Raw genomic sequence first — 22,741 nt, forward strand, 5'->3', positions numbered from 1 at the left:
TTTTCATTGAGTATAAATGTATATCAATATTTTTTGTTTTTCTTAATAAACGCAATGCAAAAAGAGCCTGTTGCCAAGCTCTTTAGTCTATTATTTCTTCTCAGCGCGAAGAGCTGACAAGATTTGTGTACGGATATCATCCACACCATTTGGAGTATTTGGTAAAAAGATAGTTTGATTTCCTTTAGAGGCAAAGGTGTTCAAGGTATCCAAATACTGGTTGGTCAATAGGATGGACATGATTTGTTCTTCTGTCATGCCAACATTGGCTTCCTTGAGTTCGGTGATAGACTCTGCTAAGCCATCCACAATTGCCTTACGTTGTTGGGCAATCCCCACACCATGAAGGCGGTCTTTTTCTGCTTCGGCTTCAGCTGCAGTGACAATTTTAATTTTATCGGCTTCTGCCAATTCTTGCGCTGCGACCCGTTTGCGTTGCGCCGCATTGATTTCATTCATGGATTGCTTAACTTCTGCATCTGGCTCCACCTTAGTAATCAAGGTTTTCACGATAATGTAGCCGTAAGTGGTCATTTCTTCTGCTACTTGGTGTTGAACTTCAAGGGCAATCTCATCTTTTTTCTCAAACAATTCGTCCAAGGTTAATTTGGGAACAGAAGAGCGAAGAGCATCTTCGATATAAGATTTAATCTGAGATTCTGGACGCATGAGTTTATAGTAGGCATCTGTCACGCTCTGCTCATTGACACGGTACTGAGTCGCTACATTCATCATCACGAACACATTGTCCTTGGTCTTGGTCTCAACCACAATATCACTTTGCAGCAAGCGCAACTGAATGCGTGCTGCAATCGAGTCAATCCCAAAAGGCAAGCGAATATGAATACCGCTGTTGGAAACCTTTTGGTATTTCCCAAAGCGTTCAATAATCGCCACCGACTGCTGACGAACCACATAAACTGTACTCAGTGTGACTATCACCAATAGGAGCACACAAACAATCAGAAAAATCATGAAAAATATTGCCATAATGGAACCTCCACAAGTATTTTTCTAGTATTATATCACATTTAAAGAAGGCTGTGCCGTTTTTACTGCGATTTTTCCTGAAATGTCAATAATTAGAGGTGAAACTGCATTTCAAGTTAGTAATCTCTTTTTTTCACTGCATTAACTTCTATAGAATCTTCATCCATAGTCAGAGAATGACTTGCCTTAACTTTTCTCTCGTGCTATACTATTTATGAAATTAATGAATAGGAGATATTTCATGAAATCAGCAAAAACTACTGTTACAATCCTTTCTGCACTTGCATCTGTCGTCTTATTATCTAGTTGTGCAACAAAGTCTACAGAAACACAGACAAGCAATAAGAGCTCATCTGATAATCAGATTACAATGACATATGACCAACTACGGTCAAGAGAAAATACTATGTCAACCCTTTGGTATCAAAAATCAGCTGAAACCAAAGCCTTGTATCTACAAGGTTATAATGTTGCCACAGATCGTCTAAAGGAATTACTGAAAACAGAATCAGACAAGCCTTATTCAATCATTTTGGACTTAGATGAAACAGTCTTAGATAATAGTCCTTATCAAGTTCAAAATATCAAAGACGGAACAGCATTCACACCTGAAAATTGGGATATTTGGGTTCAAAAAGCTGCAGCAAAAGCCGTCCCAGGAGCCAAGAAGTTTCTTCAATTTGCCAATCAAAACGGCATCCAAATTTACTATATTTCTGACCGCTCAGTTAATCAAATAGATGCTACGATTAAAAATCTAGAAAACGAAGGAATCCCTGTACAAGGGCGTGATCACCTCATGCTCTTAGAAAGTGGTGTAAAATCCAAAGAAGGGCGTCGCCAAGCAGTTCAAGAGAAAACTAATCTAGTATTACTATTTGGTGATAACCTCGTAGACTTTGCAGATTTTTCGAAGATTTCTGAATCTGACCGTGATAAACAACTTGAAGAATTGCAAAAAGAATTCGGTGAAAAATTCATCATCTTCCCAAATCCAATGTACGGATCATGGGAAACAGCTGTCTACGCTGGCAATAAATTGGATGCTAAAGGTCAAGTGGAAGAACGCCAAAAGGCTTTGCAAGGTTTTAATAAATAAAACAAATAAGCTGATTCTATATAAACTAAGGTTAACTTACAATCTTCAAAAAGTGGATAGGAAGGAATTCTGATAATCAGAAAACTTTCCTATCCACTTTTTTAATTGATATAACATCAAGCTTTTATACATCTGATACTATACGTTTTTCTGATTTTAAAGACTTTGTCGCCTAGACCCTATATTTCAAGAATTAAGTGACCTTGATGATCTAAATTTATTGTGGTATACTATTTTTGTCATCGGTTACCGATTACGTTCCTATGGGTTCGTGAGAGGAGGTGAAACTAATGAGCCTTATCATAGAGCTCGCTCTTACTATTATAGCGGATGTTATAGCTGGAATTATCTTGTATTTCGTCTGCAGATGGCTAGATAGTAAGGAGTAGACCGAGTGACTAGCCTATAAACACCCGTTAAATCGCTAAGATACGTCAAAAAAGCCCTTAACTACGGCCATAGTTAGGGGCTTTGGTGTTCTAATGAACCTTATCAATTAACTACATTTTAGCATATAATCTACAATAGTTCAAGCATTAAGTGAGGTTGATGATCTAAATTTAGTGTGGTATACTATTTTTGTCATCGGTTACCGATTACGTTCCTATGGGTTCGTGAGAGGAGGTGAAACTAATGAGCCTTATACCAGAGCTTGCTCTTACTATTATAGCAGATGTTATAGCTGGAATTATCTTGTATTTCGTCTGCAAATGGCTAGATGGTAAGAAGTAGACCGACTGACTAGCCTATAAACACCCATTAAATCGCTAAGATACGTCAAAAAAGCCCTTAACTATGGCACTAGTTAGGGGCTTTGGTGTTCTAATGAACCTTATACACTAACTACATTCTAGCATATAAGCCCAGATATTTCAAGAGTTTTATTTATTTTTTCAGGTTCCCTTAGTTCTGAAAGGTATTTGATTTTTCATCAATTCATTTAAAAATACTATACAAATTTCTTTACATTTTCCATAAGTGTGATATAATGAACTCAATAAGATAACTTGTGAAGGATAAACGCTGGGTCCCAGAATGGGGTAGACTGAAAGGTTGAGCATTCCTATGTGCCTGGGGTTATCTTTTTATTTTGATTTTTTAAGGCTCTCTACAAAGTTTAGAGGGTCTTTTTCTATTTCTGTAATGATAAAGTCAACAAATTGCTGTGAATAGGTATAGTGCTCAGACTTACCTATTTTATGGCAATATGCAAATTTCTCGTCAGTTTTTATTGAATAGAAATCAATGATTAAGGTTAGAACATATTGATTGAAACCAGATTTATAATTTAATTTGATATTCTTCTTGTTTAATCGATCATTTACAACTGAGATGATATTCCCGTATGAATATTTGTGAGTCTCTGATGGATCTTTTAAATCTTTTACTATTGCTACTTGAGAGGGAGATTGATTTGCAATTGAGACAACGAAGTCAGCTTCAGACTTTTTCTTTGTGATGTATAGGTTTTGTTTTACACCGATTGCAAATTTATCTGAATTATACTCAGAAACAAGAACATCTATAGCATTTGCTTGCTGAATAAACTTTTCTGCAATTTCCGCTGGGTATTTTAGTCTGATTTGTTCATTTGTCAGAGGCTCATAACTTGCTGATATAGTTAGGAAATTTTGTGCAATGGTCTCAGTGATGTCTCTACCATGAAATCTCTGAAGTTCATTGACATAGTTAAGTACACACGCTTGAAATAGTGGAGCGTACTTTAGTTCGTAATCCTCTGTAATATAATGTGTGCTGATATTTCTAAGCTCAATAATACGCTCCAGATTTAGTCGAATTCGTGTACTATCATCGGAATAAATTTTCTTGATAACATTTTCAAGGCTGAGAGTTCTATCTGGATTATCCTTAAAATAGATTGATAGATTTCTATTTAGCATTTCAGACTTCAACATCAACTCCCAAGCATTACATATGAAAAAACTGAATCCTTCAATACGATATTTGATTGTAGGCTTGTTGTAAATTTCCAGCCCCATAATAAAGGCCTCAACACTTTTATCAACAAGTCGTTGACTTAAATTTTTCATATTTTTCTTCCCTCCAATCTAACTATTAAGCAATCTTTTTAATAAAAACAGTTGCTTTTTATTTTTTTCTTATTCATTTGTCAAATTTGCCGTTTTTTACAGTTTAGTTTATAAAGTCGGATTTCCCTTCCTCCATAATTTTCTTTTATAAAACATCAAGCCCTTAACTGACATCTGATTACTAAACAGGTAACTTACGAAAAATACGCAGACATATCAGAATTACAAGAGAATTTCTAATATCACTATATCGCTTCTTTTATTAAAGACTAACTTTTTTGTTAAAATGTTTATACTCAACAAAAATCAAAGAGCAAATTAGAAAACTAGGATTATATATTCCTGTAGAATATACCAAAACACCCCTTAACTATCGCACTAGTTAAGGGATTTGGTGTTCTAATGAACCTTGCCTATCGATTTTATTCTAACATACAGGTCCAGATATTTCAAGAGTTTTATTTATTATTTAAAGTTCCTTAGTTCTGAAAGGTATTTGATTTTTCATCAATTCATTTAAAAATACTATACAAATTTCTTACATTTTCCATAAGTGTGATATAATGGACTCAATAAGATAACTTGTGAAGGATAAACGCTGGGTCCCAGAATGGGGTAGACTGAAAGGTTGAGCATTCCTATGTGCTGGGGGGTATCTTTTTATTTTGATTTTTTAAGGCTCTCTACAAAGTTTAGAGGGTCTTTTTCTATTCCTGTAGAATATACCAAAACACCCCTTAACTATGGCAGTAGTTAGGGGCTTTAGTGTTCTAATGAACCTTATCCGATAAAATTATTCTAACATACAGATCCAGATATTTCAAGAGTTTTATTTATTTTTTAAAGTTCTGGAAAGGTCTATAATGAAGTTAGCCATCTAGTATCAAAAAACCAACTAGCTCCTATGAACTAGTCGGTTTCTAATCAATGTGCCAACATTTCTTGGGCGATTTCTTGGCCAGATAGGTTATCTGGATAGTAGGTTGGCCAGTTGTCCATTTCTTCAAAGAGGGCTTCTTGGCTTGTGCCTCCAAAGAAGATATGGAAATGTTCTGCCTTAACTGGGGCGATATTGTGGTCACTAAACTGAACATACTTGAATTGTCCAGCGTCCGCATCTGTCGCTTCAAAGAGGAAGCGCACACCACGATTACCTTTCTTGTAAGTTAAGATTTTCTTACCAACATACTTATAAGTATATTTCTTGCTTTGTCCACCTTGAATAAATTCCATAGTGTTATCAGTAATGTTAATCTTAGTGACATCTGTCTGATAGCCTTTTGTATAGTAGGCCTTGTACTCAGCCTGGGTCATCTTACCAGTCAACTTAGCCTTGTAGTCAAAGACTTGGTCAAACGTGCCATCTTCAAGGAAAGGATAAACTGATTGCCAGTTACCTGCATAGTCATTCAAGGTGCGGTCCTTGACGTCTGCATCCTCGAAGTAACCATTTTGAACTGTCTTGGTATCCTCTGCCTTTTCAGGTTCGATAGCTGGACCTTCTTGGTCTGTTGTTTGTTTTAGAGCCTTGAGGTTTTTCTCCATGATAGAGACGTAATTTTCTCCAGCCTTGGTATCCTCTTCTGTTAGATTTTCTAAAGGATTGAGGACATCAGTTTTGACACCTGCCTCTTTTGAAAGTGTGTTAGCAAGAGCTTGTGAGGCATTTTCTTCAAAGTAGATATAGGCAATTTTATTTTTCTTGACGTACTCTGTCAATTCTGCCAGACGAGCAGCTGATGGCTCGGCATCTGGAGAGAGACCTGAGATTGCGACTTGTTTGAGTCCATAGTCCAAAGCAAGGTAGTTAAAGGCTGCGTGCTGAGTCACAAAGCTCTTTTGTTTAGCTTTGGATAAGCCTTCTGCATAAGCCTTATCCAAGGCTTGCAATTTTTCGATATAGGCAGCTGCATTCTTTTCAAAGGTCTCTTTTTTATCAGGATAATCTGCTGACAAGCTATCGCGGATGTGCTCTACTAGTTTAATGGCACGAACTGGTGATAACCAAACATGGGGGTCAAACTCATGGTGATGACCTTCTTCTCCATGGTCATGGTCTCCCTCTTCTTCCTCGCCACCTGGCAAGAGCAACATATCGCCTGTCGCCTTGATGGTTTTGACCTTTTTCTTATCCAAGGTATCTAGCAATTTAGGTACCCATGTTTCCATGTTTTCATTTTCATAAACGAAGGTATCTGCGTCTTGGATTCTGGCAACTGCCTTGGCAGACGGTTCATATTCATGGGGTTCTGTACCAGCACCGATGAGGAGTTCTACATTAGCAGTATCTCCTGCGACTTGCTTGGTAAATTCATAGACAGGGTAAAAGGTTGTCACAATATTTAGTTTGCCATCTGCCTGCTTTTGATTGGAACAAGCCACTAAAAACAAGGCACATAGACTGGCTAGTAATAAGCTAATTTTTTTCATCTTAGTCTCCTATTTGATAAAACGTCTTACTAAACTAATTAGCAAGAAAACAGTTACAAAAATAATAGTAATGCTTGCACTTGCAGGTGTTTCTGCATAGTAGGAAATGTAAAGTCCTGCTACCATTCCCAAAAATCCAATAGCACTGGCAAGCAGCATAACCGATTTAAAGTTTTTCCCCAGACGCAGGGCAATACTAGCTGGCAAGACCATAATGGTCGATACCAGAAGAGCTCCCGCAGCAGGAATCATAAGGGCAATGGCCACCCCCGTCACCATGTTAAAAAGAATGGACATGGTACGAACTGGCAAGCCATCCACAAAGGCCGTATCCTCATCAAATGTCAGGATATACATAGGACGGAGGAAGAGGAAGGTCAAAATCAAGACAACCACCGCAATGACAAAGAGGGAAATGACCTGCTCTTCGCTGATAGTCACGATGGAACCAAAAAGATACTGGTCCAAACTCATAGAACTCGAGCTTTTACCCTTGCTCATGACAATCAGAGAAACAGCCAGACCTGTTGACATGAGGATAGCTGTCCCGATTTCCATAAAGCTCTTGTAAACCGTACGGAGATACTCCAGAAAGACCGCCGCGATCAAAACAATAGCAATCGTAGAAACAGTCGGAGAAATCCCTAGGACCAGACCAAAGGCTACACCTGAAAGTGAGACGTGGCTAAGAGTATCACTCATCAAACTCTGACGGCGCAAGATAAGGAAGGTCCCCAATACCGGCGAGAAAAGACTCATGGCAATAACGGCCAGAAAGGCACGCTGCATAAAGTCATAAGATAACAAACTAAGCATGACCCACCTCCTGATCATTCTCATGAACGTTGAAACAACGCCATGGCGAGTCTTGGTTACGGACTAGATGAATATTGCGGTCCGCATAGTCCTTAACTTCTTCAGGGTCATGGGTAATCATCAAAACAGCCTTGCCATGATGATGGGCGCTGTGGTGCATGAGTTCGTAAAATTCGTTTTTACTTCCTGCATCCATCCCCGTTGTCGGCTCATCTAGGATAAACACATCTGGATCCGAAGCAAACATACGCGCAATCACCGCTCGCTGCTTTTGTCCTCCAGATAGAGACCCCAAGCGTTTATCTCGGTGTTCCCACATACCAACTGAGTCCAAACTAGCCTTGATATGCTCCTCATCATGAGCATTCAAACGACGGAACCAACCTTTTCGCGGATAGCGACCCGACTTGACAAATTCATAAACCGTACTTGGAAAACCCGCATTAAAACTGGCAATCTGTTGAGGAAGGTAGGCTATTCTCAATTTCTTTCCCTGAGTATTTGTCTTTGAAATGGTCACCTTGCCAATGCGTGGCTGGAGGATTCCAAGACTGGCCTTGATGAGTGTCGTCTTAGCTGCCCCATTTTCCCCAGTCAAGGTAACAAATTCCCCACTATCAACACTATAATTGATATGTTCAAGAACGGGCTCCTTATCATAATAGAAGGATAAATCCTCTACCGTAATGTATCTCATTATTTGATTTCTCCTACTAAAGCAGTCAAAAACCGCTGAATCACTTTTTGTTCATTTGGAGTAAACTGAGTCGCCACTTGTTCATAGGTTAAAAGTGTATGCTCATGGTGATGGTGGTGCTCCTCAGCGATTGGACGAGCCAAATCAGTCAACTGATAAAAAATCACACGCGCATCCTTAGGATCTTTAGATGTTTCCAACATCCCTTCCTTGACCAAAGACTTAATGGCCTTGGTAACTGCCGCCTGACTGACATTGAGACGACGAGCCAACTCTGAATTGGTTAAAGATTCCTCTGACAAGAGCATAAGAATGTGCTCCTGGGTATTGGTCAGGGCCACCTCGCTAGTGCAATGACCTATTAGGATTTCATGTTGATTTTCCGCCTGCAAAATTACCTCATTCAAAAAAGCATCAATATCCTTCGCTAGCTGTCTCATATCTGACTCCTTTCCTTCTGGACTTTTCTTTTTTAAGAAAAAAATACTATTCTGTAGAATTTTATTTACCAGTTAATTATATCACAAGCAAAAAAAGAGTCAAGAAAAAACGTGAAAATAGGCTTCATTCTTGAACTCTTCTATATTATGATCTATTGAAATTCCTTAACATCTCCATCATAAGTCGCCCAATCTTTGCTGAAAAAGCGCTCATTCAGATGGTAAGTCGGAGCTGGTGTGGGATTGGATAGGAAAGGATCAACTGCCTTGTCAAAAGCCAACCAACCCAACCAACCAAGGTGAATGGTGTCCTTCATAAAGAAAGGCTCCCCGCCGTCCTTAGAAAAATCTGCTATATTGGTAAAACCTTGACTCTCTAACTGGTAGCGAATCTTCTGCACCGTTTGTTGGTACATATCCTCTCGTAGACCAGCGTAGTCCATCCATTTTTTATTAACAGGTGGAATGATAAAAATCGGGTTTACCTTAGATTTAGAAAACTGGGTTAACACCAACTGCAGGTCATTATACTCCGGTGATTTAAGGTAGGTAAAGCTTTTCTGAGAGTCCTTTAATTTCTTCAAATCCTTCTTGATCTGCGTATTATAGAAATAATTTTCCATTCCCAGATCATTATTGGAAGTATTCTTTTCAGCATCTGCTTTAACAATATCTTCTATGGCTTGATAAGAAAACTGGTCTGGCAAGGTATTTAAATACTTAACTACATGTTTATCGTAGTTGACATAGCCTCTAACCGAAAACTGACCAAAAAAGGAAGCTTGGCGTTCATTAAACCGAGCCAATAATTCGATCATTTCATTGTCTGCCGTCGATAATTCTTCTTTACTTGCCAACTTCTGAACCAAATCCTTCATAGCTACGTTAGGAAACTGCTGTAGTAAGCGAGTCGCTGCATATTGACTAGCCTGATCTCCAGATTGATGTTCCAGAAAACTGGTCAACTGGTCTCCATTAAAATACTGCTGGAAGGCTGCTGGCTCATAGCCATTTTTACTGAACCACTGAGGTGAGATAACATACACAACTTGTTTATTCTCCAGTTGTGGCAACATCTGTTGCATTCCAAAATACTGGTTAAGAGATGCAGCTCCCCTCTGTCCTAAAAGATAAGGACGGTAGGAGCGATTGTATTTCTCAGCTAATACCGCAGGATGGGCACCGTCAAAACGAAGCCATTCACTAGAGCCAAAGAAGGGAACAAAACGCATATTTGGATCAGATAGTGCTCTGACTTTTTGACTTCGCTCCTTAAAACTATCGATAGTAGTAGCCACCGCTGAACGCTTTTCAGCTCCTAGATTATGACGTATCTCAGTAGGATAAAAGAAAATGAGCAGAAAAACCAACAAACCAGCTATCAAGACCGGTCCGAAGATCATCCATAAGCGTTTAAGCATTTTGTAGCTCCACAATACCAGCTATGATTTTATTGGCTGTATTCCAATCATCGCGACCAAACTCTGTAACAGGGACACGAATATCAAAACGGTTTTCAATCTCCACAATCAACTCAACCGTTCCCATACTATCCAAGATACCTGCATCAAAAAGATCTTCATCCATCATGTCAGAAACATCTTCCATAAACAACTCATCAATAATTTCGATAACTTCTGATTTGATATCCATATTTTATTTCCTTTATTTTTTAAACCATAAATCATTCAAAAATCCAGAAAAGATTAAGAATGACAGCATGACGACATGGAAGGTGACAACCATGCCAAGCAACTGAATCCAGCGATTCTCAGGTAGAGCAGCTTTCCCTGCTTTTTTCCGTTCCTTATTAAGCGTTTTTTTCTTGCGAACCCAAGCATCATTGATGACCAAGCCTAATCCATGAAAAAGTCCATAAGCGATATAGTACCAAGTCACTCCATGCCAAAATCCCATAATCAGCATATTTACAATATAGGCCACACTTGAGGTTACATTACGATTTTTAAAGACCTTCTTTCTGGTTAACACCATGACCATTCTCATAAAGACAAAGTCACGGAACCAGAAAGACAGACTCATATGCCAACGATTCCAAAATTCCTTTAAATTCCTTGATAAAAAAGGCTTATTAAAGTTGATAGGGCTACGAATTCCCATCAAATTTGAAACGGCTAAGGCAAACATAGAGTAACCTGCAAAATCAAAGAAGAGCTCCAGACCAAAGGTATACATAACTGCCAAGGCATAGAGGTTAAAGAAACCATCTGACTGCAGGGCTAGATTCTTCAGAGGAGGTAGTAAGGTTTCTCCTAAAACATGAGCCAGGATAAACTTATACAAAAAGCCCCACATGATATAGCGAACAGATTCATCCAGCATATCCATCAACTCATCTCGTTCAGGAATGGTCTGATAATTTTCATTAAATCGCTTAAAGCGATCGATTGGGCCACTTGAAAAAGTCGGCATGAAGAGAAGAAAACGGAGGAATTCCCTGAGGGTAAAATCCTTAATCACTCCATCTCTCAACTCAATGATAATCCCAACCGAACGAAAGGTCAGGTAAGAAATTCCCAAGAACCCAAGCAAAGACTGCGTTCCATTGATAGCCGGCTGCACCTTGACAAAGATAATCGGAAGGAGGGACAGAAAACTAACGAGGTAGAAGACCCACTTGCCATCCTTGTTTTTTCGATAATGCTTGTAGAAAAGCAGGAGCAATATTTCCCAGCAAAGGTAAATACCCAAGGCAGCCAACTGATTGGTCTTCCCACCTACCAACATGGTGACGATAAAGAAGAGACTTACCAGCACTTCATACCAGGCAAAGCGTTTCTTGAAAAAGAGACCGATAAAGATGGGCAAGGTTGCAGCAATCACATAGACAAAATACTGAGGATTGCCGTATGGCTCTAAATGAGGAAGCTGTTGAAAGAACTCCATCATCTCTTATTCACCTCGTTAATCAATTCTTTGATGTCAATTTTTCCATTTGGAGTCAGTGGCAAACTGTCTCGGTAAAGGAATTTAGACGGCATCATGTAGGACATCATGATATCTGTTAAATCTTCCTTGATAGCCTTGGTAATATCAATATCTCGCTCAAACTGCTCACGAACACCGTCTTTCAAGATGACATAAGCCAATAGATTTTGCACCTTGTGGTCTTTATTATAACGCGGTACTGCGACAGCAGACTCGATATAGCGAGACTTATTGAGGTTTTGAGAGACATCTTCTAACTCAATGCGGTAACCGTTGAACTTAATCTGGAAGTCCATGCGTCCACCGTAAAGAAGTAAGCCCTCATCTGTCATGGTTCCCACATCGCCTGTGTGGTAGGCTGGCAGACCTTCAAACTCAAAGAAGGCTTCCGCTGTTTTTTCAGGATTGTTCATATAGCCTTTTGAAACAGCTGGCCCAGAAACAATGATTTCTCCCTGTTCACCATTTGGCAGTTTATTTCCTTCCTCGTCAATGATAAAGGTTGGAGAATCAGCCTTGGTATAGCCGATTGGTAGGCGTTTGAGAGTCGCTAGCATCTCGTCTGTCACGGCAACTGCTGACAGGGCCACTGTCGCTTCTGTTGGACCGTAGGCATTGATAATACGGGCATTTGGGAAACGCTCGCGCAGTTTTTGAGCTGTTTTAACCGTCAATTCTTCGCCATCAAAGTAGAAATGCGTGATGCCAGGCATTTTCTCACTATTAAAGTCTTCAGACAACATGGCCATATCTGCAAAAGAAGGGGTTGATGTCCAGATAGCAATCGGCAATGAAAAGATAGTCGCAAAGAGTTGCTTAAAGTCCTGAGTGATGACTGAAGGAAGAGCGAAAAGCGTACCACCCAGTGCCAAGGTCGGCGCCCAGTACATGACAGACAGGTCAAAAGAATAAGGTGGCTGAGCCAGCATTTGCGGACTACTTGGCGTCGCAAATTCCTTATCCGTAATCATCCAGTTGGTAAAGCTGAGGAGGTTATCATGGGAAATCTGCACTCCCTTAGGCTTACCAGTCGTACCAGAAGTAAAGATAATGTAGTAGTTATCATCGCCCTTGACTGGATGCGTGATCTCATAGCTAGTCCCTTGAGCAAAGGCTTCTTGAACCTGAGCTAGATTCATCATCGGTGTAGAAACCTGCTCCAATGGAAAGTCTGAAATGGCAATAATCAAGCTTGGCTCTGCTACTTCTAAAATAGCCGAAACTCGCTCCAAGGCCGAATGACTGTCAATGGGAATGTAAGCATGACCTGACTTAGTCAGCGCTACAAAGGTTGCCAACATTTCATATTCTCGGCCACCAAAAACAACCACAGGAGACTTCTCAGGCAAGCCTAGTTGGTCAATGGCTGTAGCTAAACTATCCGAATTAGCCTTTAAATCTCCATAAGTGTGTTCCTGCCCCAAAACATTGTAAACAGGATAGCTAGGCTGTGTCTGAGCAAAATGCTCAATGGTTTCAATCATATCTACTATTGGTTTATGTGACACAATAGGGATTCTCCTTCAAGTTAAAATTCATTATAGATAAAGCTTCCTTGACCCTGACCAAGATAGCTAAAGAAGTAAAGCAGCCCTAGAAAGATAAGAAAATACAAGGCTGTCCGACCAAGAAAGAGGTACAATTCTTTTCTCTGTTTCATCAAGAAAAACCATTCATTTCTGTAATTTTTGTAAAATAAGATAGACTCTTACTATAGTATTTTTCTACCATTGTACCACTTTATATAGTATTTTTTCAATTGTTTACCGTATGTTTTCAATAGATTTCAGCTTATTTTAAGGATTATGCGGTTTTTCTATGTATATTTCAAAAGAAAAAGGCCTGAGATTTCCATCTCAAGCTCTATCAAAATAATTGTTTTCTAATACTCAATGAAAATCAAAGAGCAAACTAGGAAGCTAGCCGCAAGCTGTACTTGAGTACGGTAAGGCGACGCTGACGTGGTTTGAAGAGATTTTCGAAGAGTATAAACTAGAAAAGGGAAAATACAAGAACAGCCAATGCTGCACCGATAACAGGTCCCACAACAGGAATCCAAGCGTAAGACCAATCTCCGTCTCCCTTGTTTGAAATTGGCAAGATGCTATGCATGATACGAGGTCCAAGGTCACGTGCAGGGTTCAAGGCATAACCTGTTGTCCCACCTAGTGATAGACCGATACCGACAATCAAGGTACCCACTGCGAAGGTTCCGATTCCTGCTTGAAGGTCATAAAGTCCCAAAGCAAAGATTGTTAATACCAATACAAAAGTTCCTAGGATTTCACTAATCAAGTTTGATACAGTATCTTTGATGGCTGGTCCAGTACTGAAGGTTGCCAGGATATTTCCTGCATTTTCTTCTGCCTCATAGTGAGGTTTGAATTGCAACCAAACCAAAATCTGACCGAGCATAGCCCCTGCGAACTGGGCTAAGATATAAGGCAAAACGGAAGCCCAAGGCAAGTCACCTTTTAAAGCTACACCAATTGTCACAGCTGGGTTTAAATGAGCTGGACTGAGCTTGCCAGATACAAAGACAGCAACCGCAACTGCAATCCCCCACCCCATAGTAATCACAATCCAACCTGAGCTGTTGCTCTTGGTTTTCGGAAGAACCACACCTGCAACAACACCATTTCCTAGAAGAATCAGGATTAAAGTCCCTAAAAATTCTCCAAATAATTCATTCATCATCTTTCTGTCTCCATTAAAAAGAAGGGGCGGGCGGCAAGGATTGCTACCCTCCACCTCTTTTATTTTTTCTTAATTTTTTAATTCTGCTAAATCATTATTAGCAAGAGCTGCTTTTACATCAGCACGGTAAGTTGCTTTTTCTTCTTCTGTCCAGTCATAGAATCGTCCCATTTCATCCAAAACTGGCTCAACGATGCTGTCCAAACTATCACGCATAAAGAGCATATGGTTGGTACGACGAAGAAGGAAGTCAACCGGGCTAAGAGTCAACTCGTTGCGCATTGCATAGTGAAGGGACAAAGTATCTGCCAAACTGAGTCCTGGCGCTTGTTCCAAGCTGTGAGCAAGGGCAAAGACTTTCGGTGCATTTGAACCGTAAAGATTTGCTAGGTAATGGGCTTCCTTGCTATCCAAGCCACGTGAAACTCCAAGTTGCGCAAAGGCTTCGATTTCTGAGTCCACATTTGCTGGATTCAATTCTCCACCTGAAACAGGGTAAGTCTTCGAGTTGATGAGTTTAAAGCTACGGTCAAATTCTGCTTTGAGGATATCAACCACGCGCTCCATAGCTCCTTCAGCCATCTTACGGTAGTCTGTGATTTTACCACCAGCAAGAGTCAAGAGACCATTATCATCACGGTCCAAGCTAGACCCACGAGAAACTGCAGATGGATCCAAATGTTTCTCAGATGTGCTACTTTCAAGCTTGCTGACAGCAGACTCAACATCTTCACGTGTTTTTTCTTTGGAGAGATAAGATTCAACAGTCGCAATCAAGTTGTCAAAGCTTTCATCACTGATGGTACCGTTATTTCCACCATTATAGTCAGAGGCACTGTTCCCTGCAATCAATGGACGAAGACCTGCCCAGCTACTTTCAATGTCAGCAACTGTAATATTCGCTTCTGGGAAGCGGTTGTTGACAATACCAAGTAGGTAATCTACATCTTCTTGAGTTACTTTTGGATGCTCCAAATCACCTGTGTAGTCTGTATCAGTTGTACCAAAGTAAGTCTTGTTTTCACGTGGGAGAACAAAGACCATACGACCGTCACCCAAACCTGTGTCAAAGTAAACTGGCTGTGAAACCTTGATTTTGCTTGAATCCACTACCAAGTGAACTCCCTTAGTTGGGCGCATTTGTGAGAATTGCGTTCCCTTATTAGACAAATTACGTACTTTATCACTCCAAGGACCTGTTGTATTAATAACCAGACGGGCCTTGATTTCAAATACTTGGTCTGTCAAGAGATCACGAGCTACAACACCTGTAATCTTGCCACTTTCGTCAAAGAGGAAGCCTTCTGCCTTCACGTGGTTGGCAATGAGGGCACCGTCTTGGTTGGCACGTTTGATGTTTTCAATCACGAGACGCGCATCGTTGTTACGGAAGTCAAGATACACTCCACCTCCTACCAAGCCTTCTTTCTTCAAGTTTGGCTGGCGTTCCAAGACTTGATTCTTACTCAAAACCTTGTTAGCAGCTGGTGTATTGTTGACACTTGCCAAGAGGTCGTACAAGTCCATGGCTACTTTAAGACGGAAGAGGCTAAAGGTCGCTCCATCTTCATCGTAAACTGGTAAGAGCATTGGGTCTGGTTTTGGAATGTGTGGAGCAATTTGTTGTACTACTGCACGTTCTGAAACCGTATCTGATACTACTTCTACGTCGAATTGTTTGAGGTAGCGAAGACCGCCGTGAACCAATTTTGTTGAACGGCTGGATGTTCCTTCTGCGAAGTCCTGCATTTCAATCAAACCGGTCTCAAGACCGCTAGCTGCCGCCTGCAAGGCTACACCAGCCCCTGTGATTCCTCCACCGATAATCAAGAGATCCAGGGTGCGTTCCTGCATTTTTTTAATTGACCATTCACGTGTTTTCTTTGAAAATTCCATATTTACACACCTTCTAAATAAATCGCTTTATTCTGCCAGTATTAGTCGTCTACTTCCGCAAAGACTTGCGTTGCTTTCACAGCCTTCTTCCAGCCCTTGTAGAGTTGTTCCTTGCGCGATTCGTTCATCGATGGTTCAAAGAGTTCTCCTGTCTCGTTCAAAAGTTTCAACTCATCCAAGTTTTTCCAGTAACCTACTGACAAACCTGCTAGGAAGGCTGCTCCTAGAGCTGTTGTTTCCAAGTTTTTAGCGCGTGCAATGTCAATGCCTAAAATATCAGCTTGGAACTGCATGAGGAAGTTATTCATGGCTGCACCTCCATCCACTTTCAATACTTGAATAGCTGTTTGAGCATCCACCTGCATTGTGTCAATAATATCACGTACTTGATAAGCAATTGATTGAAGAGTTGCCTTGATAAAGTCTTCTTTGCTTGTTCCACGAGTCAAACCAAAGACAGAACCGCGAGCATTTTGGTTCCAGTATGGTGCTCCTAGTCCTGTAAAGGCTGGAACGACATAAACTTCATCATCATTGTGAGAATCACGAGCATATTTTTCAGATTCTGGTGAATTTTCAACCATGCGAAGACCATCACGAAGCCACTGAATAGCACTTCCTGCGATGAAGATAGAACCTTCCAAGGCATAATAAACCTTACCGTTGATTCCGTAACCAATGGTTGTCAAGAGGTTGTTTTCAGACAACTGCATTTCTTCACCAGTATTCATGATGATGAAAGATCCTGTTCCATAAGTATTCTTGACCATACCAGGTTCAAAGGCCAACTGTCCAAAGAGGGCTGCTTGTTGGTCCCCAGCCATACCAGAAATTGGCACTTGTCCACCGTAGAAATGGAATGGCGCTGTCTTACCGTAGATTTCAGAGTTAGAACGAACTTCTGGCAGCATAGCCTTCGGAATGTTGAGAATTTCCAAAATCTCATCATCCCATTTGAGTTCTTTAATGTTATAAAGCATGGTACGAGCTGCATTTGAGTAGTCAGTCACGTGAGTCGCACCGTCAGTCAATTTCCAAACCAACCAAGTATCGATAGTACCAAAGAGCAATTCCCCTTTTTCTGCTCGCTCTTGAGCGCCCTCTACATGATCCAAAATCCAACGAACCTTGGTAGCAGAGAAATAAGCATCAATAATCAAACCAGTCTTTTCATGGAATTTTTCCACATAACCTTGGCTTTTCAGCTGTTCAGCCAGAGGAGCTGTCTGACGTGATTGCCAAACGATAGCATTGTAGATAGGAAGTCCTGTTTTCTTATCCCAAACGACCGTTGTTTCACGTTGGTTGGTAATCCCGATTGCCTCAATCTGACTTGGTTTCACACCACTTTCGATGAAAGCTCCAGCAATAACAGACTGGACGGAATTCCAAATTTCATTGGCATTGTGCTCTACCCAACCTGCCTGAGGGAAAATCTGGGTAAACTCTTTTTGACTCGAGCTAACCTTTTCCCCTTTTTTGTTGAAAATGATGGCACGAGAACTTGTAGTTCCCTGGTCAATGGCCATGATGTATTTTTCTTGTGACATGTGCTGTCCTCCTGATAAAGATCTTGAGGTGTTCCCTCTTTACACTTACTAGTATACAAAATAAAGCGCTTTCCTGTTCATCAACTTTTTTTAATTTTTTAAAAAATGTGAGGAGATTGTGTGAATTTCACAAAAAAGGCCTCAAAAGTTAGATTTAATAACCTATTTTAATGAAGAAGTAGCTAATAAGAGTATTTTTGCTAAGATTTACGATATGAAAAGTTTACATAATGCAATTATTTAATACCCATTCATAGTGTGATATAATATTGTTAATAACTAAAAACACCTCAAAATATAAAAAAGGGGAGAATTTTATGGCTAAAAAGAATCAATCTAATCGTCTAACTAACCAACATAAAGATTCAAGAGGAGTAGTAGGTATATTCGGAGAAGATGCAAAATCTCATGATATTGCCGTAGGCACTATCTCTCATCTAGTAAAATCGAAACTAGAGGAATTATATCCGATGTTAGAGTTTAGATTTAGAAAATCAGTTAGTAAAAAGGAGATTAATCATTATCTTAGTAAGCTGGATAAAGATTTAGGAAAAACTTTATTTACACAGAATGCAAGTATTATTCCTGACGGCGGTATCATTGAGGTAAAAGATGATTCAGGCAGTTGGCGTGTAGTTCTAGTAACAGAAGCTAAACATCAAGGAAAAGATATTGAAAATATTAAATCAGGTAAACTAGTAGGAAAAAACAACGACCAAGATTTAATGGCTGCCGGAAATGCTATTGAACGCTCACATAAAAATATTGCTGAAATAGCAAATTTTATGCTATCCGAGGAACACTTCCCTTATATTATTTTTCTAGAAGGTTCTAATTTTTTAACGCAAACTATCTCTGTAATACGGCCAGACGGACGGTCTGTTATACTTGAACATGACTCAGGAATACTAAACCGCTTAGACAGACTAACTGCTGCCAATTACGGCATGCCAATCAATACTAATTTGTGCAAAAATAAATTTATAAAAAATAAAGACAAATCAATAATGCTTCAAGCAACCTCTATCTATACAACTGGTGATGGAAGTCACTGGAATCCTCAGGAAATGTTTAATATAATGTTAGATGTTGCTAAGACGTCTCTTAAAGTTTTGGGAAGCGATATTTTTAACCAATTAACAAGGAGTATGGAATAAGATAATGAGAAAAAACGAAAATGATTTTTTAAGAAAGGCAAAAAAAAATAAAAATGATGAGTTCTATACTCAACTACAAGATATAGATAGGGAGTTACATCATTACAAGGTACATTTCAAAAACAAAATTATATTTTGCAATTGTGATGACCCCAGAACTAGCAATTTTTATAGATATTTTGCTCAAAATTTTAATGAACTTGGTTTGAAAAAGCTGATTGCATCCTGTTATATCGAACAACAATTTGATTTATTTAGCTTAAATTCAGAAATTTCAAATGGCTTTTACTATGAATACACTGGGAAAAAAGAAGAGGTCATTATTCCCAGTCTAAATGACGTAACATTTTTTAAAGGTGACGGTGATTTCCGCAGTGAGGAAAGTATGAAACTATTAAAAGAAGCAGATATAGTGGTAACAAATCCACCATTTTCACTTTTCAGAGACTTCCTTGCACAAGTTGTTCAATATGATAAACAATTTTTAATCATTGGCAATATTAATGCTATTACTTACAAAGAAACTTTTAAACTCATAGAAAACAATAAAGTTTGGATGGGGATAAATATGGGACGTGGTATTTCTGGATTTATCGTTCCAGACCACTATGAACTCTATGGGACAGAAACCACTATAAATGAACGTGGTGAAAGAATTGTTTCCCCTAATAACTGTTTATGGCTAACAAATTTAGATAATTTCAAAAGGCACGAGGACATTATTCTTACCAAAAAGTATAAAAATAATGAAGACCAATATTTAACCTACGATAATTACAACGGTATCAATATCAATAAAACAGTAGATATTCCTTATGATTATCGAGGAGTTATGGGAGTTCCAATAACTTTTCTTCATAAGTTTAATCCAAATCAATTTGAAATTGTTGGATTCCGAAAAGGAGATGACGGAAAAGATTTATCAATAAATGGTAAGAGCACTTATTTTAGGATATTAATTAAAAATAAGAAGTTTCAAACGACTAAATAGGCTGGTAGTATGATGAGTTTTACGAGCAAACAAATATCTAATTTTTTGGATGATAAAATTTTATTTCGATTTACAATTAACAGTAACAATACTATAAACTTCAACGAACGTGAAGCGATGTTTACTTTTGATCAAATTGAAAAAGTAATAAAAACTAATTTTGACTATTGGAAGATTGTTTCAGAAAAAGCACCATCTAATTATTATTCAAATTGGCAAATCATGAATAATAAGATAAATGGCATAAGGAAATTTCTTTCTGAGATTGACGACTTAAATACGGATACTATAAATAACTATCTTTATTATAACTTGTCAAGTAGTCGTGAAACTACTGAGCAAGGGAAGCTTGTTTACATACTATCAATTGATTCACCTATTGATAAAGATTTAGAAATTCGAAAAATAAAGAGTTTTGTTTCATTCTATATAGAGCAAACAACAGACAATCTTACAGAAGCGATAAGAAGTTACATCTATCTCTCTAAGAATATAAGTTCTATAGGCAATTATTTTTCAAGCTCTTATCCATACCAATTCTATCCGGCTCTGTATTTACTTAGAAAACAGTTCTCTAATATTAGGGAAAATATATTCGACTTTGAAAAAAATATTATATATCCATTAACCAGTAAGTTACAAGAAATTTCTGATAATTCTAATGAACAATATAAAGAAATTACCTCTTTTATCGAAAACAGATACAATGATATTCAACAACAATTTGATGATAAGGCCATAGAATTAAAAGAGTTTCAAAGCTCAATAAATCGTTGGCAAAAGGAAAAGAAAGATAAACTTGAACATTTAGAGGAGACTTATAAGAATAAACTATCATTGGAGGCACCCGAACAACTCTGGAATAAACGTGCTACAGAATATATAAAGCAGGCTAGAAATTGGACTATCATCCTTATTGTAACTGTACTAGCTTTAATTTTTACTTCGACAAAATTAATTACAGTTATACATAATTATTCTTTAGATATCATCAAAGAAATTCCTTTTCTTTCAGAATCATTCGTATTTATTTCTGTTATTTCTTTCTTTATCTATATAATTAGAATACTGGTAAAAATCGTAATGTCAAATCATCATTTAGCCACCGAATACAAACAGAAAGCAGCTTTAACTAGATTTTATCAATCTTTGACTTATGCTGGTACAAATATTGATAAAGAGGAAAGACTAATCATTATTAATTCATTATTTAGTAGAATTGATACAGGTCTTATTAAAGTAGATAACACAAATGATAACGAGGTAATTCTAGCAATTTTGTCTAAGAATATAAAATAAAAGGCTGAGCAAAAAGAATTTAAAGTCAAACAAACGCATATTGTCAAGTGTTGAAAAGACTCGATAATATGCGTTTTATTGCAGAAAATTTTACTTCTTTTTCTCCTAAAATTGAGTTTTTTTGCCATCTTCTTTAACTAAACAATAACTGACGAATCCCTGCCAAATCTTCCAAATCCAAGTCGTTTTTTAAATAATAAACTGGGGTCTGTTCCTTCTTATGAATCGGATTATTGGTAACCAGCAAATCATAATGCCGAGTTCGGTCATAGGCTTCAATGGTAATAAAACGGTTGTATTCCAAATACCGTTTCAAAATGGCTGCCATCCTTGAAAAGACAAGAAAACCAGATGTCAAATCCAAACCAATTCGCATATGCTGGCCACCATTTTCAGCCATATATTCTATCAACTGGAGCCATTCCCAGAGAATTTTCTTATCCAAATCCGTCCCCTGTTGAAAAGCAGGCAGAGCATGAAAAATCTCCTCTGCTGTCTCTTTAAAATCATGTTCCATCAGTAAATATGGATGACGATTCTCTAACTGGTACTTATAGCGATCCTGTAAAATATAGCCCTTGTATAGATAGACTTGAGCACAAAGCTGACTGAGTTCATAGGTAACATGATCCTCTGTATAACCGCCCAGCAACTCCTCCTTCTTCATTTCTTGAATCAATTGCGTCAGTAAACCTGCCAACTGTCCTCCAAAACCAAGGATATACTCCATAGTATGAAGAGGAAGAATGCGATGGGATAGGAGGAAAGAGAAGAATATCATCATCTCCCCATCCTCAGTTCCGAGAGGGAGGTGTTGCCCAGCAAAAAAGGACGGAGCCTTTCGATGCAAACGAAGGTAGAAAATATTGTCAAAATACCCTCGCATTTTCTCTTCTATCACTTGAAACTGACAAGCATTGACCCGAAGACGTTGTTGACTGATATGAGCCCAGAGAACCAAGTCCAATTTCTGACCCGAAGACAAACTTGCACCGCAGATTTCTTCTAGTGTAGCAATTTCCTGCTTTCTCGCTGGTTTCTGCATGTGACCTTCCCACTCCTGACTAGACCAGACCTTGCGGAAAAGACAGAAATAGAAATAGCGAATCTGATGCTCTGGACCTCGCCAACGTCCATTTTGGATGGATAAATCAAATTCTGACAAAATCTGATTTAAACCAGCCAAGTGACGCCCAAGCGTAGCCTCGCTAATCATCAATTCTTGAGCCAGCTGATGGGCTAAAAATTGTTGGTGGTAGAGAAGATAGACCACAATCTGGTATTTAACAGCATTCTCCAAAAACAAGCTCCGAATATCTCTCCCCTTCGTAGCTGCACCGATCGATAGACGCAGATTTTCATCTTCTAAGGAGATATTCAGATCTAAACCACTATCCAAAGCCTTGTCATTGAGCAGGGTGACATATTTGGTTAGGGTTGCTTTTGAAAATCCTGTTTCCTCCATTACAGCCTTGACGGTCGTCTGAGACTCTTGTAATAGAAAGGAAAGGATTGAAAATTGGCCAGATTCAGCCTTTTCCATCAAGTCTCCTAAATACATTTGTTACCCCTTTCATTTTCTACCTTAAGCATAGCATAAATCTTACAAATGCTGAAATAATCTGTTTCTCTTTTTATTTTCATGCTGATTTCCTGGTCCATTATCCTAAAAATCAGCA

19 protein-coding genes are annotated in these 22,741 nt (G+C 38.8%); 4 read left to right on the plus strand and 15 right to left on the minus strand.

The genetic code is table 11. From position 1 onward, the window contains the following. Positions 1-90: 90 nt before the first annotated feature. Positions 91-990: an SPFH domain-containing protein gene (locus tag HT736_RS03170; protein WP_000963957.1), complete on the minus strand. Its 900-nt coding sequence runs from the start codon at positions 988-990 to the stop codon at positions 91-93. Positions 991-1,231: 241 nt separating this feature from the next. Between HT736_RS03170 and HT736_RS03175 the strand changes: the two genes are divergently transcribed. Then, on the plus strand, positions 1,232-2,089 hold the full coding sequence (locus tag HT736_RS03175) for a 5'-nucleotidase, lipoprotein e(P4) family (protein WP_023937667.1): 858 nt from the start codon (positions 1,232-1,234) through the stop codon (positions 2,087-2,089). A 1,085-nt stretch (positions 2,090-3,174) separates the two neighbouring features. Here HT736_RS03175 and HT736_RS03180 read toward each other — a convergent pair. The 13 genes from HT736_RS03180 to glpK all read right to left on the minus strand — a co-directional run bounded on the left by HT736_RS03180 (position 3,175) and on the right by glpK (position 17,615). Beyond that, positions 3,175-4,140 (minus strand): DUF3644 domain-containing protein, encoded by a 966-nt coding sequence (locus HT736_RS03180; RefSeq protein WP_000793783.1) that lies wholly within the window; start codon positions 4,138-4,140, stop codon positions 3,175-3,177. Between the two features lie 924 nt (positions 4,141-5,064). Continuing rightward, entirely contained in the window at positions 5,065-6,570 is a 1,506-nt protein-coding gene (gene adcA, locus HT736_RS03185; protein ID WP_172930748.1) for a zinc ABC transporter substrate-binding lipoprotein AdcA, read from the minus strand. Between the two features lie 9 nt (positions 6,571-6,579). Further along, positions 6,580-7,386, minus strand: a complete 807-nt coding sequence (locus tag HT736_RS03190) for a metal ABC transporter permease (protein ID WP_119942491.1) — start codon at positions 7,384-7,386, stop codon at positions 6,580-6,582. Continuing rightward, positions 7,379-8,083: a metal ABC transporter ATP-binding protein gene (locus HT736_RS03195; protein WP_001269496.1), complete on the minus strand. Its 705-nt coding sequence runs from the start codon at positions 8,081-8,083 to the stop codon at positions 7,379-7,381. The genes HT736_RS03190 and HT736_RS03195 overlap by 8 nt, the downstream gene beginning before the upstream one ends. Further along, the gene (gene adcR, locus HT736_RS03200) at positions 8,083-8,523 is read right to left on the minus strand and encodes a zinc-dependent transcriptional regulator AdcR (protein ID WP_001249308.1); all 441 of its coding nucleotides are present in this window, start codon (positions 8,521-8,523) and stop codon (positions 8,083-8,085) included. The genes HT736_RS03195 and adcR overlap by 1 nt, the downstream gene beginning before the upstream one ends. A gap of 152 nt (positions 8,524-8,675) precedes the next feature. Further along, on the minus strand, positions 8,676-9,944 hold the full coding sequence (gene dltD / locus HT736_RS03205; protein ID WP_119942494.1) for a D-alanyl-lipoteichoic acid biosynthesis protein DltD: 1,269 nt from the start codon (positions 9,942-9,944) through the stop codon (positions 8,676-8,678). Next, positions 9,937-10,176: a D-alanine--poly(phosphoribitol) ligase subunit DltC gene (dltC, locus tag HT736_RS03210; RefSeq protein ID WP_119942496.1), complete on the minus strand. Its 240-nt coding sequence runs from the start codon at positions 10,174-10,176 to the stop codon at positions 9,937-9,939. Before dltC ends, dltD begins: the two co-directional genes overlap by 8 nt. Positions 10,177-10,188: 12 nt before the next feature. Further along, positions 10,189-11,433 (minus strand): D-alanyl-lipoteichoic acid biosynthesis protein DltB, encoded by a 1,245-nt coding sequence (gene dltB, locus HT736_RS03215; protein WP_119942498.1) that lies wholly within the window; start codon positions 11,431-11,433, stop codon positions 10,189-10,191. After that, on the minus strand, positions 11,430-12,980 hold the full coding sequence (gene dltA / locus HT736_RS03220) for a D-alanine--poly(phosphoribitol) ligase subunit DltA (RefSeq protein WP_119947156.1): 1,551 nt from the start codon (positions 12,978-12,980) through the stop codon (positions 11,430-11,432). Before dltA ends, dltB begins: the two co-directional genes overlap by 4 nt. A gap of 20 nt (positions 12,981-13,000) precedes the next feature. Continuing rightward, on the minus strand, positions 13,001-13,132 hold the full coding sequence (locus tag HT736_RS03225) for a teichoic acid D-Ala incorporation-associated protein DltX (RefSeq protein WP_000813667.1): 132 nt from the start codon (positions 13,130-13,132) through the stop codon (positions 13,001-13,003). A gap of 332 nt (positions 13,133-13,464) precedes the next feature. Further along, a complete protein-coding gene (locus HT736_RS03230) occupies positions 13,465-14,169 on the minus strand; it encodes an MIP/aquaporin family protein (protein ID WP_004255366.1) in 705 nt (234 codons plus the stop codon). Between the two features lie 69 nt (positions 14,170-14,238). After that, positions 14,239-16,065 (minus strand): type 1 glycerol-3-phosphate oxidase, encoded by a 1,827-nt coding sequence (gene glpO / locus HT736_RS03235; RefSeq protein ID WP_172930749.1) that lies wholly within the window; start codon positions 16,063-16,065, stop codon positions 14,239-14,241. 41 nt (positions 16,066-16,106) lie between these two features. Next, complete coding sequence (gene glpK / locus HT736_RS03240) at positions 16,107-17,615, minus strand: glycerol kinase GlpK (protein WP_000076800.1); 1,509 nt, start codon at positions 17,613-17,615, stop codon at positions 16,107-16,109. A gap of 317 nt (positions 17,616-17,932) precedes the next feature. Here glpK and HT736_RS03245 point away from each other — a divergent pair, with 317 nt between their 5' ends. From HT736_RS03245 to HT736_RS03255, 3 genes are read left to right on the plus strand one after another with little or no spacing between them, the layout of a single operon-like run. Continuing rightward, on the plus strand, positions 17,933-18,772 hold the full coding sequence (locus HT736_RS03245; protein WP_023934038.1) for an EcoRI family type II restriction endonuclease: 840 nt from the start codon (positions 17,933-17,935) through the stop codon (positions 18,770-18,772). Between the two features lie 4 nt (positions 18,773-18,776). After that, complete coding sequence (locus tag HT736_RS03250) at positions 18,777-19,763, plus strand: adenine-specific methyltransferase EcoRI family protein (RefSeq protein WP_023936772.1); 987 nt, start codon at positions 18,777-18,779, stop codon at positions 19,761-19,763. A gap of 9 nt (positions 19,764-19,772) precedes the next feature. Continuing rightward, positions 19,773-21,062, plus strand: a complete 1,290-nt coding sequence (locus tag HT736_RS03255) for a DUF6161 domain-containing protein (RefSeq protein ID WP_023934039.1) — start codon at positions 19,773-19,775, stop codon at positions 21,060-21,062. A gap of 133 nt (positions 21,063-21,195) precedes the next feature. On the opposite strand, the gene HT736_RS03260 is transcribed toward HT736_RS03255, so the two are convergent. Next, a complete protein-coding gene (locus tag HT736_RS03260; RefSeq protein ID WP_023936776.1) occupies positions 21,196-22,623 on the minus strand; it encodes a helix-turn-helix domain-containing protein in 1,428 nt (475 codons plus the stop codon). Positions 22,624-22,741: the final 118 nt, after the last annotated feature.

The organism is Streptococcus sp. 339 (assembly GCF_013277285.1).
Classification (GTDB): domain Bacteria; phylum Bacillota; class Bacilli; order Lactobacillales; family Streptococcaceae; genus Streptococcus; species Streptococcus pseudopneumoniae.

Excerpts from the sequence above, each read along its gene's own strand:
- HT736_RS03170 (WP_000963957.1), bottom strand. The coding sequence starts at position 990 with ATGGCAATATTTTTCATGATTTTTCTGATTGTTTGTGTGCTCCTATTG.
- HT736_RS03175 (WP_023937667.1), top strand. The coding sequence starts at position 1,232 with ATGAAATCAGCAAAAACTACTGTTACAATCCTTTCTGCACTTGCATCT.
- HT736_RS03180 (WP_000793783.1), bottom strand. The coding sequence starts at position 4,140 with ATGAAAAATTTAAGTCAACGACTTGTTGATAAAAGTGTTGAGGCCTTT.
- adcA (WP_172930748.1), bottom strand. The coding sequence starts at position 6,570 with ATGAAAAAAATTAGCTTATTACTAGCCAGTCTATGTGCCTTGTTTTTA.
- HT736_RS03190 (WP_119942491.1), bottom strand. The coding sequence starts at position 7,386 with ATGCTTAGTTTGTTATCTTATGACTTTATGCAGCGTGCCTTTCTGGCC.
- HT736_RS03195 (WP_001269496.1), bottom strand. The coding sequence starts at position 8,083 with ATGAGATACATTACGGTAGAGGATTTATCCTTCTATTATGATAAGGAG.
- adcR (WP_001249308.1), bottom strand. The coding sequence starts at position 8,523 with ATGAGACAGCTAGCGAAGGATATTGATGCTTTTTTGAATGAGGTAATT.
- dltD (WP_119942494.1), bottom strand. The coding sequence starts at position 9,944 with ATGCTTAAACGCTTATGGATGATCTTCGGACCGGTCTTGATAGCTGGT.
- dltC (WP_119942496.1), bottom strand. The coding sequence starts at position 10,176 with ATGGATATCAAATCAGAAGTTATCGAAATTATTGATGAGTTGTTTATG.
- dltB (WP_119942498.1), bottom strand. The coding sequence starts at position 11,433 with ATGATGGAGTTCTTTCAACAGCTTCCTCATTTAGAGCCATACGGCAAT.
- HT736_RS03225 (WP_000813667.1), bottom strand. The coding sequence starts at position 13,132 with ATGAAACAGAGAAAAGAATTGTACCTCTTTCTTGGTCGGACAGCCTTG.
- HT736_RS03230 (WP_004255366.1), bottom strand. The coding sequence starts at position 14,169 with ATGATGAATGAATTATTTGGAGAATTTTTAGGGACTTTAATCCTGATT.
- glpO (WP_172930749.1), bottom strand. The coding sequence starts at position 16,065 with ATGGAATTTTCAAAGAAAACACGTGAATGGTCAATTAAAAAAATGCAG.
- glpK (WP_000076800.1), bottom strand. The coding sequence starts at position 17,615 with ATGTCACAAGAAAAATACATCATGGCCATTGACCAGGGAACTACAAGT.
- HT736_RS03245 (WP_023934038.1), top strand. The coding sequence starts at position 17,933 with ATGGCTAAAAAGAATCAATCTAATCGTCTAACTAACCAACATAAAGAT.
- HT736_RS03250 (WP_023936772.1), top strand. The coding sequence starts at position 18,777 with ATGAGAAAAAACGAAAATGATTTTTTAAGAAAGGCAAAAAAAAATAAA.
- HT736_RS03255 (WP_023934039.1), top strand. The coding sequence starts at position 19,773 with ATGATGAGTTTTACGAGCAAACAAATATCTAATTTTTTGGATGATAAA.
- HT736_RS03260 (WP_023936776.1), bottom strand. The coding sequence starts at position 22,623 with ATGTATTTAGGAGACTTGATGGAAAAGGCTGAATCTGGCCAATTTTCA.